The 12,339-nt window shown below is 34.0% G+C and carries 10 protein-coding genes and 2 tRNA genes; 6 read left to right on the top strand and 6 right to left on the bottom strand.

The window, feature by feature from the left end:
* Positions 1-58: 58 nt before the first annotated feature.
* The 4 genes from rpsU to Q0787_RS01140 all read right to left on the bottom strand — a co-directional run bounded on the left by rpsU (position 59) and on the right by Q0787_RS01140 (position 4,717).
* The gene (rpsU, locus tag Q0787_RS01155; RefSeq protein WP_230933958.1) at positions 59-253 is read right to left on the bottom strand and encodes a 30S ribosomal protein S21; all 195 of its coding nucleotides are present in this window, start codon (positions 251-253) and stop codon (positions 59-61) included.
* A gap of 29 nt (positions 254-282) precedes the next feature.
* Positions 283-1,146 (bottom strand): RNA polymerase sigma factor RpoD/SigA, encoded by an 864-nt coding sequence (locus tag Q0787_RS01150; RefSeq protein WP_298900357.1) that lies wholly within the window; start codon positions 1,144-1,146, stop codon positions 283-285.
* A 144-nt stretch (positions 1,147-1,290) separates the two neighbouring features.
* A complete protein-coding gene (locus Q0787_RS01145; RefSeq protein WP_298900356.1) occupies positions 1,291-3,924 on the bottom strand; it encodes an AsmA family protein in 2,634 nt (877 codons plus the stop codon).
* 88 nt (positions 3,925-4,012) lie between these two features.
* Positions 4,013-4,717 (bottom strand): queuosine precursor transporter, encoded by a 705-nt coding sequence (locus tag Q0787_RS01140; protein ID WP_298900355.1) that lies wholly within the window; start codon positions 4,715-4,717, stop codon positions 4,013-4,015.
* Between the two features lie 71 nt (positions 4,718-4,788).
* On the opposite strand from Q0787_RS01140, the gene folK reads away from it, so the two are divergent.
* The gene (gene folK / locus Q0787_RS01135; protein WP_298900354.1) at positions 4,789-5,928 is read left to right on the top strand and encodes a 2-amino-4-hydroxy-6-hydroxymethyldihydropteridine diphosphokinase; all 1,140 of its coding nucleotides are present in this window, start codon (positions 4,789-4,791) and stop codon (positions 5,926-5,928) included.
* Positions 5,929-5,960: 32 nt separating this feature from the next.
* On the opposite strand, the gene Q0787_RS01130 is transcribed toward folK, so the two are convergent.
* Together Q0787_RS01130 and Q0787_RS01125 are read right to left on the bottom strand one after the other, a co-directional pair.
* The gene (locus Q0787_RS01130) at positions 5,961-6,629 is read right to left on the bottom strand and encodes a methyltransferase domain-containing protein (RefSeq protein ID WP_298900353.1); all 669 of its coding nucleotides are present in this window, start codon (positions 6,627-6,629) and stop codon (positions 5,961-5,963) included.
* A 5-nt stretch (positions 6,630-6,634) separates the two neighbouring features.
* Positions 6,635-7,168: an RNA methyltransferase gene (locus tag Q0787_RS01125; RefSeq protein ID WP_298900352.1), complete on the bottom strand. Its 534-nt coding sequence runs from the start codon at positions 7,166-7,168 to the stop codon at positions 6,635-6,637.
* A gap of 122 nt (positions 7,169-7,290) precedes the next feature.
* Between Q0787_RS01125 and mutS the strand changes: the two genes are divergently transcribed.
* The 5 genes from mutS (at position 7,291) to Q0787_RS01100 (ending at position 12,243) form a co-directional block, all read left to right on the top strand.
* Complete coding sequence (gene mutS / locus Q0787_RS01120) at positions 7,291-9,903, top strand: DNA mismatch repair protein MutS (RefSeq protein ID WP_298900351.1); 2,613 nt, start codon at positions 7,291-7,293, stop codon at positions 9,901-9,903.
* 103 nt (positions 9,904-10,006) lie between these two features.
* Positions 10,007-10,078: transfer RNA gene (locus tag Q0787_RS01115), tRNA-Gly, on the top strand.
* A 22-nt stretch (positions 10,079-10,100) separates the two neighbouring features.
* Positions 10,101-10,184 (top strand) — tRNA-Leu (locus tag Q0787_RS01110).
* Positions 10,185-10,907: 723 nt separating this feature from the next.
* Positions 10,908-11,075 (top strand): hypothetical protein, encoded by a 168-nt coding sequence (locus Q0787_RS01105; RefSeq protein ID WP_298900350.1) that lies wholly within the window; start codon positions 10,908-10,910, stop codon positions 11,073-11,075.
* 22 nt (positions 11,076-11,097) lie between these two features.
* Positions 11,098-12,243: a hypothetical protein gene (locus tag Q0787_RS01100; protein WP_298900349.1), complete on the top strand. Its 1,146-nt coding sequence runs from the start codon at positions 11,098-11,100 to the stop codon at positions 12,241-12,243.
* The last annotated feature ends 96 nt before the right edge of the window (positions 12,244-12,339 follow it).

Here is a 12,339-nt window from a genome sequence, read left to right as displayed (position 1 = left end):
AAAAAAAGCCTTTCCAATTGGAAAGGCTTTTTTTTATAATTGTAGTGAATAAAGACTATTATATATCTTCTTGATTTCTTAAATCCTGGATATAACTAGCTTTTTGAATTTCACGTCTTCTTTTTACTGATGGCTTAGTGAAAAATTGATTCTCACGAATGTTTTGCATCGTTTTTACGTTACGGTGTTTTCTTTTGTAACGCTTTAAAGCACGTTCTATGCTTTCTCCTTCTTTTACTAAAATTTTAATCATTGTAATACTTGTGGTTATCTATTTTAGGGCTATCCTAAATACGTTTTTAATATTTTACTTTTAGAATCTTGACGTAAACGTTTGATCCCTTTTTCTCTAATTTGTCTCACACGCTCTCTAGTTAAATCGAACGTAGCTCCTATTTCATCAAGTGTCATAGGTGGCTCATTACTTAATCCGAAATTTAATCGAATAACATCACTCTCTTTTTGAGACAATGTGTCTAAGGCTCTGTTAATTTCAACATTGAGCGACTCTTTCATTAAATCTCTATCTGGATTTGGTGATTCACCAGATTTCACAACATCATATAAACTTGATGTTTCTCCTTCTTTTAAAGGTGCATCCATTGATAGGTGTCTCCCAGAATTTTTCAATGACTGCTTCACTTCTGTAACAGTCATGTCTAACTCTTGTGCTATTTCCTCTGCACTAGGAGGTCTTTCATGTGTTTGTTCCAAGAAAGAATATGTCTTATTGATTTTATTTATTGAACCAATTTTGTTCAAAGGTAATCTAACTATTCGAGATTGTTCTGCTAAAGCTTGTAAAATTGCTTGTCTAATCCACCAAACAGCATACGAGATAAATTTAAAACCTCTAGTTTCGTCAAAACGCTTAGCTGCTTTTACCAATCCAGCATTACCTTCATTAATTAAATCTGGAAGTGTTAATCCTTGGTTTTGATATTGTTTTGCAACAGATACAACGAAACGTAAGTTAGCTGTCGTGAGTTTGTCTAAAGCCAATTGATCACCCTCTCGTATTCGTTGGGCGAGTTCAACTTCTTCTTCAGCAGTAATCATAGGCAGCTTACTGATGTCTTGTAGGTATTTGTCTAGAGATTTAGATTCACGGTTGGTAACTTGTTTGGTAATCTTTAATTGCCTCATGTATAAATGTGTATTTTAAAAAGTTTGCAAGAGTACAACATAACTTTTAATTTGACAAAAGCAAATTATTATGCATTTCTTTGCAAAAAAGATTCGAAATCGACTAATTTTTAGTCTTTTTTTAACGAATTGGGCGGTTTGCTGTTAGTTTTTGACCGTATCTTTCTTTTTCTTTCTGTTTTTTAGAAGTCCTCCCAATAAATCTTTAACACCTTCTTTTAATGGATCGGTTGTTTTAGTTGTATCGTTTTTTATCTCGGGAGAATTTTTTGGGGTGTCCTTTTTTGAGTCACCTAATATACCACCTAAGAGATCATTGATTTTATCTTTTCCTTGATTTAAAAGTTTTTCTTGTTGGATTTCAAATAGCTTTTTAGTCAAATTTGAAACTGCACTAGTTAAATCTGTTTGTACCTGAGGATTGGTATAACTTCCTGTGATATTTGCAGATACAGGAATGGTAATAGTGTTAACTTCGGGGTCATTTATTTTACCAATTAATTGGTTTACATCACTACCTAAGTATTTTGCAGGAACATCAAAGACAAGGTTATAATTCAAACTTTTATCAAAACCATGTGATCCAGACACGACAATATCAATATCGTCATATTTCAAATTAAATGGTTTTACGTTAACCATTCCATTAGAGAAATCTAATCTGGTTTTAAGAGCTTTTAAATCGAGTTTATTGAAATCAATAAACTTTAAAGCGTTACTTAATTTGCCTAGTATGGCTTCGTTTTGTGTAATGTTAGATGTTAATAATTCTGCAAAAGCATCTCCCGAAATTGTGTTTAGATTTGGTGTAAATTCATGATCTAATGTTCCTTGCAGCTTTATTACAGTGCTGAGTTTTCCTTGTAAAATTTTAGCAATAGGCGCTAAATTTTGCAACAATTCTAAGTCTTTGAATGATTGAGAGATATCAAAATCTTCAGCGCCCAAATTAAGATCAAAAACTGGTATATCGGTTTTAGTAGATACTTTTCCTGTTAGTGCCATAACCCCATTAAATAGGCTCGACGTTAGATTTTTTAAATCGGCTTCTTGATCTTTTATTAATAAGGTCCCGTTGACGTCTTTTAGTGTAAGATTGTCATAGACTACAGTTTTTGCATTAGCATTAATTGTGCAGTCTAAGAAATCAGGAATTTTGAGTGATTCGCTATCAGCTGTTGTTTTGTTAGAATTTTGACTGGCGGTTTCATCTTCAACCATAAAATCACTCACCACAAAAGTGTTAGAATTTACATTAAACTGTCCTTGCAGATTTTTATCGCTCAATAGGAAACCTAATAAATTTTTAATCGTACCGGTTGCTTTAAAGTCGCTTGTTCCTGTTTTTGCATCAAAGCTATTAAGTTTTACATTACCTGGATTAAAGGTCATATTCGCATTATTAATTTGAATGGGATTTACAATGTCTTCCGAAGAAAAAACAAAATCACTTATACTAACGCTACCTGTGTTTTTAATACGTTGATAAGCATTGGTTTCAATGGCATTCATGTCAAATGACGTATTGAGTTTTCCTTTTAATATACCACTTAGTTGTTTGTCTAATTCAATAGGGTAAGCCTTGGTTAAATTAGCAAGATTTAAAGTGCCATCGACATAGGCGCTAACAAGCATGTTCTTGGCAAGATTTCGTATTTGAGCACTAGATTTAAAGACATCATTGTCAATTTTAAAGTTGAGGGTTTTGATGTCTATATAGGTGTCGTCAGAATTTCCTGTGGTATTTTTTATTGCCGTATTAATGGTAATATTATTGACGCGTTTAGGTAAATCGGGATATTTAAACGATGCGTTGTTAGATGAGATGTTTATATCTAAATGAGGAATTGTTGTTTCTGTTACTTTTCCTTTGATGGTACCATTAACTTTGAAATCGCCCGAGGTTTCTACGTTATCTATATTTTTCGAGTATGCTTCTGGTATGACTGCCAGAAAATCTTTAAACGATGATTCTGGGTTTTCAAAAGTAATAGCAATATCCTGTCCGTCTTCTAATTGCTGTATATAGCCATCAAAAACGAGAGGAAGTTGATTGATAAACCCTTTGTTTTCCATAAATGTATATGTCTGTTCTTTTAGGTTAAGTCCAATAAGAGCATCGAGTTTTATGGTATTCTGATTCAGGTATTGAGTACTATCAATACTCATGCTTACATGGGCTGTAGTATGCGTGTCGAGCTCAGATTTTTCTTCTGAAAAGGAACCGTTGCCAGAATGGTTAAGTTCAGAAATATAAATTTGCGTATTAGATTTTTCGTCTAAAAATGTAAAAGCGCTATTATTAATTTTGTAATCTTCAATATTGAAAGCAAAACCGTTTTCCGAATCTGTCGTTGCGGTAGAGTTGTCTTTTTCCTTGGTAATGTCATAATTGTTATTGCCTAAAGGATCTGTTTTTAGTGTTAAAAGCGCTTGATCTATGGCAATAGAATTTACAACAATGGGATCGTCGTTTGTGTTTTTAAACAATTCTTTCACAGACATTGTAAAGGCAATATTTTTTGCTGTCGCGAAGGTTTCGTTTTCAAAAGGTTTGTAATTTGTAATTACCAAATCATCTACACTCACGTGTGCTTGAGGAAAACTCCTTATGAAACTTAAACTTACATCGCTAAACTCAACTTGGGCGTTTAGATTCTCATTGATAAAGTTTTTCACCATGTCCTTTATCTGGTTTTGAAATGCAAAGGGAATGGCAATTAATAAGAAAAATATGATGAGTAATGTTATTCCTGTAATCTTTAGAGCTTTCTTCATGTGATTGTTTTGTAGTCTATATACGTACAGAATATAGTTTAAGTCTTATTCATTCAAAAGTTTAATAAAACTTTAACCCATTTGATGTTTAAATGAGTTCAATTTCTTCATTTACTTTTAGGTTAAAACGTTTTCTAAAGAGAAAGACACCTAAGTATAAAAACGGAGTGTCAAACAAAGCAACCAGTACCTTAAAAAGAAATCCAGCAACTAATAATCCGCTAAATCGTTCCCAAGCAATAATATCAAAAGAGCACAGTAACAATAAAATGGTCATAGTATCTACAAACTGAGATAACCAGGTAGAGAAATTATTACGTAACCATAAGTGCTTGCCTTTAGTGAGACGTTTCCAGAAATGATAAATTTGGATGTCTACGAATTGCGCTAATAAATAGGCCATCATACTTGCAAAGACAGCAATAGAGGTATTACCAAAAACAGTAGAAAACATTTCGTTTCCTACAGGAGACCAAGAGGTGGCGGGTACAGCATTAGACACATAAACGATTAGCAATGAGAATAGCGAAGCAAAAATACCGGCAACTACAACTTGGTTAGCGCGTTTCTTTCCATAGATCTCACTAATTAAGTCGGTTATTAAAAAGGTAATTGGGTAAGGTAAAATACCGACTGAAATTTCGAAAAGTTTCGCACCAAAAATTTCTACATCAACTGGATACCAGTAAAAAAACTTTTGAAAAATAAGATTAGAAACCACTAACGACGTAATAAAAAGTGCGGCTAAAAATAAATAAATACGTTGGGCAGCGAGTTTGTCTTTTAAGGTCATAAATTGTGAATAAAAACTTACCGTAAATATACGTCAAAGTGATTTTCTTTTCATTATTTTGACAACTCAATATGAATTCTATTAACCACGTTTACATCGCTCTTGGTAGCAATAAAGGTGACAGATTAAAATATCTGCAGGATGCTGTGGATTTAATTTTCTCTGAAATTGGTACTGTCAATGGTATTGCTAAGGTCTATAATTCGCCAGCTTTTGGGTTTGAAGGCGCCGATTTTTTGAATACCTGTGTTTCCATTTCAACCAGATGTGATGCTGTAACTGTACTTAGTAAATTACAACATATTGAAACCAAATTAGGTCGTGAAAAAACGAAGTCTGAGACCTTTGAATCTAGAACTATAGATTTAGATATCTTGTATTTTAATACCGAAACTTATAATCAAGACCATCTGATTGTTCCACATCCCGAACTTCAAAATCGACAATTTGTACTGCAACCACTTAGAGATTTAGCATCGAAGTTTGAACATCCTAACTTAAAAAAAACTACCGAAGAATTATTGGCGGATTGTGAAGATAAAAGCGATTTAGAGACCATTAAAATTTGGTTAAAAAACCCATCTAAACAGTTTAATTTTTCGAACTACAATTACATTGCGATTGAAGGAAATATTGGCGCAGGAAAAACGAGTTTAGCACATCAGATTTCTAGTGATTTTAATGCTAAACTTATTTTAGAACGTTTTGCAGATAATCCGTTTCTTCCCAAGTTTTATGAAGAACCCCAGCGTTATGCTTTTACTTTAGAAATGTCTTTTCTGGCTGACAGGTATCAGCAAATAAGTGATGATTTGTCGCAATTAGATTTGTTTAAAGATTTTATCGTTAGCGATTATGATATCTATAAATCGCTTATTTTTTCTAAGATTACTTTACCAGAAGATGAGTTTAAACTCTACCGTAAGTTATTTTATTTAATGTATAAAGATATCGCTAAGCCAGAGTTGTATGTGTATCTCTATCAAAATACAAAACGTTTACAAGAGAATATTAGGAAGCGAGGTAGGGATTATGAACAAAACATTGACGATGAATATCTGGAGAAAATTAATTCTGGATATTTAGAATTTTTGAAAAATCAATCAGAACTCAATGTAAAAATTATTGATATTTCAGATAAAGACTTTGTAAATAATCGCAGCGATTATTTATGGTTGCTTGGTGAAATTTGCGACGCTGGTACTACCTAAAATTTGAGTTACTATTTAAAGGTAAGAAGTGCTTAATTATTTGTTTTATGCGTATAAAGGATTGTCCTAATCTCACTCTTGTTTTCGTCTATTGTGATGGTGTTTAATATACGTTCTTCTCGATTTTTTATATTGAATGGCGGGCACAATAAGTTAACACCGCTTTGATGTTTTAGTCTATTCCCTTGTCCTGAGATGATATCTTTATTTGGCGTGAATGTTCTCGATGGAATATGTTCGGTTAAAATGATGTATTTATAATTGTTTAGTTTTTTTGCAATGTTTAGAATTTCGGCATTTGATAAATGTTGAAGCACTTGCCTTATAATAACACAGTCTGCTTTTGGAAGTTGGTCTTCTGCAATATTTAAACAATGAAACTCGAGATGATCTTCTTTAAATTGATCTTTATTTCTTTCAATTAGGCTATTTACAATATCAACCCCAATATATGTTTTGGTATAACTGGTTAGGTGTTTTCCTATATTGAAATCGCCACAACCTAAATCGCAAACTGTTAACTTGTTGTTGTGAGATTTTAGAAAAGAAATTACAGCTTCTAAATATGGTTCTGTGATTTTTGGATTATGAGAACCTTCTCCCGAATAAAAATCAAAAGTCTTTCCGCCCCATAAATGAGCTTCATAAATTTGATTCATGACATCTTTTGTTGGCCAAGGCGTTTTGTTTTTTTTAGCCAATTGTTTTAGGGTTTTAAGAGCTTACTAAACATATCCCAAACAACCACACCACAGCTTACTGATATGTTCAATGAATGTTTTGTTCCAAATTGTGGGATTTCAATCACAATATCACTGGCGTCAACAACGTCTTGAGACACACCTTTCACTTCATTGCCAAAAATGAGTGCATATTTCTGGTTCATTTCAGGTTGGAAAGTGTTGAGCATGGTTGCCTTTTCGGCTTGTTCAATGGAAATCGTTTTAACGTTTTCAGATTTAAGCATGTTAATGACGTCTAAAGTGTTTTCGGCATAGACCCAATCTACGGTTTCAGTGCTACCCAGTGCTGTTTTTCTAATATCGTTATGAGGTGGCGTTGCCGTAATACCACAGAGGTAAATTTTTTCAACCAAAAAAGCATCACTAGTTCTAAATACCGAGCCAATATTGTTTAAGCTTCTAATATTATCAAGGACGATTATTAGTGGTGTTTTTTTTGCGTGCTTAAATTCATCGATGTTTAATCGGTCTAGTTCGCTGTTTTTTAGTTTTCGCATGTTAAAATCTTATGCTTTTTGTAAATAACTTATAGGTTTTACGCTTTATAAAACTTCAAATTATAAGTACTTTAGCAGTCTTACAGTTTTGACAAAAATACTATTTAAAAAAGATAAATCCGTTGGCAAAAAAAGCAAAAAAAGAAACACCGTTAATGAAGCAGTATAATACCATCAAGGCTAAATATCCTGATGCGTTATTATTATTTAGAGTTGGTGATTTTTATGAAACCTTTGGTGAGGATGCGGTTCGGGCCTCTAAAATTTTAGATATTATTTTAACCAAACGTGGAGCAGGTAGCCCAACAGAAACAGAGTTGGCTGGGTTTCCACACCATTCTTTAAATACCTATTTACCAAAACTGGTTAAAGCTGGAGAACGTGTGGCTATTTGTGATCAACTTGAAGATCCTAAACAAACTAAAACCATTGTAAAACGTGGTGTTACCGAGCTTGTTACACCAGGAGTCGCACTCAATGATGATATTTTACATTCTAAAACTAATAATTTTTTAGCTGCTGTTTGCTTTGGTATAAAAACAATTGGCGTATCATTTCTTGATGTTTCAACGGGAGAGTTTCTAGCATCTCAAGGTAATGAGGAGTATGTTGATAAACTGCTTCAAAATTTTAGACCGAGTGAAGTGCTAGTCTCTAAGCCTAATCGAAAGAAGTATAATGATGCTTTTGGAACCGACTTTCATGCATTTTATTTGGAAGATTGGGTGTTTCAAGACGATTATGCCAATGAGGCGCTACTCAAACATTTCAAGACCAAATCGTTAAAGGGATTTGGTATGGATGATTTGTATGAAGGTATTGTGGCTTCAGGAGCTGTTTTGCATTATTTGAATGAAACCCAACATCATAAATTAGAGCATATTACATCGATTCAACGTTTGTCTAAAGGAGAACATGTGTGGATGGATCGTTTTACTATTAAAAACTTAGAGTTATATCATTCTACGAATCAGAACGCCGTGACATTAGTAGATGTTATAGATAAAACGATTTCTCCAATGGGCGGGAGATTGCTTAAGCGTTGGTTGGCTTTACCGCTAGTAAATAGTGAGAAAATTAAACAACGACATGATGTCGTTGAATATCTTAAAGAAGATGTAGAGCTGCGTCAAAAGTTTCAGCATCAACTCAAACAAATTGGAGATATTGAACGTCTTATTTCGAAAGTGGCAACAGCAAAAATCACACCTCGAGAAGTTGTTCAGCTTAAAAATGCCTTAGAAGCTATTGTTCCAATACAAGCTTTAGCAGTTCAAACAAAAAATAAAGCCTTACAACACTTAGGAGAGCAAATGGATGCTTGCGAGACATTACGTGAGCGTATTAAGGCAACACTAAATGAAGACGCGCCAGTAAATATTTTAAAAGGTCAGACGATTTCATCTGAATTCTCTACAGAATTGAAAGAATTGAGAGATCTTTCGGCTTCAGGAAAAGATTATTTAGATAAAATGCTGGAGCGTGAGAGCGAACGTACAGGAATCACTTCGCTTAAAATAGCTTCAAATAATGTATTCGGTTATTATATTGAAGTACGTCATACGCACAAAGATAAAGTTCCTGAAGAATGGATAAGAAAACAAACACTTGTGAGCGCAGAGCGCTATATAACCGAAGAGCTTAAAGAATATGAAACCAAAATATTAGGTGCTGAGGAGCGTATTTTATTAATAGAGCAGCAGCTTTTCTCTGAGTTGGTACATTGGATAGGTCAGTTTATTAAACCCGTTCAAAACAATGCGGCTTTAATAGCGCAATTGGATTGTCTTACAGGTTTTGCGCAATTGGCAACCGATAATAATTATACAAGACCAGTACTTAGTGATGGTTATGAATTAGATATTAAAAATGGTAGACATCCTGTTATAGAAAAGCAGTTACCTCATGGCGAATCTTACATCGCTAATGATGTGTATTTGGATCGAGAGCGGCAACAGATTATCATGATAACAGGACCAAATATGTCGGGTAAATCAGCAATTTTGCGTCAAACAGCACTCATTGTTTTATTGGCTCAAATGGGTAGTTTTGTTCCTGCGGAAATGGCAACTATTGGATTAACCGATAAGATTTTTACTAGAGTAGGAGCCAGTGATAATATTTCGATGGGAGAATCGACATTTATGGTTGAGATGAATGAAACGGCATCTATTTTAAATAATATATCAGACCGAAGTCTGGTATTGCTAGACGAAATCGGACGTGGAACAAGCACTTATGATGGAATTTCTATTGCTTGGGCTATAAGTGAATATTTACATGAGCATCCAAGCAAAGCAAAAACGTTATTTGCTACGCATTATCATGAGCTTAATGAAATGTCTGAAACATTTGAGCGTATTAAAAACTTTAATGTTTCTGTAAAGGAATTAAAGGATAATGTGTTATTTCTAAGAAAACTGGTAGAAGGAGGTAGTGAGCATAGTTTTGGAATTCATGTAGCAAAAATGGCTGGTATGCCTCAGCAAGTTATTCATCGTGCCAATAAGATATTAAAGCAACTGGAGAAATCACATTCTAGTGAAGAATTAACAGATAAGGTGAAAACTTTAGATAATGAGATGCAATTGAGTTTCTTTAATTTAGATGACCCATTATTAGAGCAGATAAAAGAAGAGATTGTCAATACAGATATTGATACACTAACACCTGTTGAGGCGCTTATGAAACTCAATGAAATTAAACGTATGTTGCTGAAAAAGAAGCGTGCATAAAAAAAGTGTATTTTTTTTATTAAAAGGCTTTGCATTTCTAAGAAAAGTCTTAAATTTGCGCTCGCAATTACAACAAAACGTTCATTTAAATAATTGCTATAATGCGAAAGTAGCTCAGGGGTAGAGCATCACCTTGCCAAGGTGAGGGTCGCGGGTTCAAATCCCGTCTTTCGCTCTACATCTTAAAAATATACCAAGCTGAAGTGGTGGAATTGGTAGACACGTTGGACTTAAAATCCAATGTCCATTAGGACGTACGGGTTCAAGTCCCGTCTTCAGTACAGATGAAAAGCCGAAACGAAAGTTTCGGCTTTTTTGTTTTGAAAATGTTCGAAAATTCAATTTTCAAAGACATTTTCAAAACAAAAAAGGTATTCAAGAATTTGAATCGGTTTTTTTCAACATGTTGATATGGGACTCGCCAACGGCAAGTCCCGTCTTCAGTACTTCATGAGACAAATCAAAAAAAGTTGATTTGTCCCTTTTTTTATTTTCTTTCAATCCTTTATTAATATTAGCAACTTTTAAAAGTATAGGGTTGACATCAGCGGTTCGAACGCTTTGATTCTCAAATTGAAACTTTTTAGGAAATTTGCCTTTTTCTTATGATATGTACAGCTTCTATACTGTTTTAAAGCTCTTTGTTCAGATTCAAGTATAATAACTCTAGGATAGTGATGATTTTTAAATTTACTATCCAAATTAATCATTTGTCTCTTTGACACTCAAAGCAACCCTTTTGATACCTCCAAGAAACCTTTTTGACACCCTTAAAAACAGCATTTTCCTTTAGTTTTCATCTTTTTTTGTAAAAAAAACAATTTATGAAGGCCGTATAGCCTAAAACAACCTTGAGAAAGAGATAGTGCTTGTAAGTCCAAGAGTCTAATTAGAAGGCGCAAACTTAAACCCCAATACAGGGATAAAAAGCTTATTGCGCGATGATTTACGAAATGTAATCCCTCTATGTTACCATAGGTGATGGGTTAGTCGCTGATGCATCTGTGTTTACGGTTGTAGGCACAGATGTTATTACAGACTGGGTATTTGTAGAGCTTCGTGATAAAGACGATAATAGTATAGTTGTAGATACACAATCGACAGTATTGCAACACGATGGTGTTGGTGTATCCGATATATTATTCAATCAAAGCGCATCTAAACATAAATAATTAAGAAACACATACTATAATTATGAAAAATCACCTAAAATTTACCTTTTTATTGATTATTTCAATTGCTTCAACTGCTTTTCTTGCTTTTATTATAGCCTGCTCAGATGAAGGTGATAGCCCTTGTACAACCTCTACTTGGTATCAAGATGCAGATGGCGATGGTTTGGGAAATCCTGATATAAGTCTAGAAGACTGTGACCAACCAACAGGTTATGTATCAAATAGTACAGATACAGATGATACAGACGATGGTACAGGTTCTATATACTCTGGAACAGCATTGGTTACACAAGGATTAGCTACAACAACAATAGCAAATTTATTTTCTAACGGAACTAGAGTTGCAGGTTTAGGAACTATTGATGCAACTGATGGTAGCACGTGGACGGTTCCTGCAGAAGTAAACTATACAGATGATACATTTCCATTGTCATCAGATTTGTACAATGTTTATGGGAATACTTATGCTTCGGCAACAGAAGCAGTTAGTGCTTTAGATGGAAATGATATTATTGAAATCGATGCAAGTGGAGAAGTAATTACCGCGTATATATTTGCTGATAATTATTTTGAAATGTATGTAAATGGTGTTGCTGTGGGTAAAGATGCTGTGCCTTTCACAGACTTTAATTCAAGCATTGTTCGCTTTAGAGCCTCAACGTCTTATACTATAGCCATGAAACTGGTGGATTGGGAAGAAAATTTAGGCCTTGGGTCAGAAGATAATCAAGGGTTTTCTTACCATCCAGGAGATGGAGGGATGGTTGCTGTATTTAAAGATGAGTCAGATAATACAGTTGCAATTACAGGAGGCGATTGGAAAGCACAAACATTCTATTCTGCACCTATAAAAGATTTAAGTTGCCCTACTGAAAGTGGAACCACACGAAGCACCGATAATTGTGATACCACAGGTACCGATGATGGTGCTACATACTATGGTTTGCATTGGGCACAAGATACAGATTGGGAAACGGAAAACTTCGATGATTCAGGTTGGCCATCGGCAACCACTTATACCAATACTGAGATTGGCGTAGACAACAAAACCTCTTATACCAATTTTACAGATGTTTTTGATGACACTACTAATGATGCAGAATTTATTTGGAGTACAAATGTAGTATTAGATAATCTAGTAGTTGTAAGGTATACAGTTAATTAAAAAATGATTAATAGCAAGATTATTCTTAAAATTTAAAACAAACAATTAAAATTTAAAAAACCGAAAAATGACTTCAATGTTTATGCAACAAACTAA

The organism is uncultured Psychroserpens sp., from assembly GCF_947492715.1.
In the GTDB taxonomy this organism is placed as follows: domain Bacteria; phylum Bacteroidota; class Bacteroidia; order Flavobacteriales; family Flavobacteriaceae; genus Psychroserpens.
Note: the sequence above shows the minus strand (reverse complement) of the source record. Positions and strands in the feature narration are given on the sequence as shown.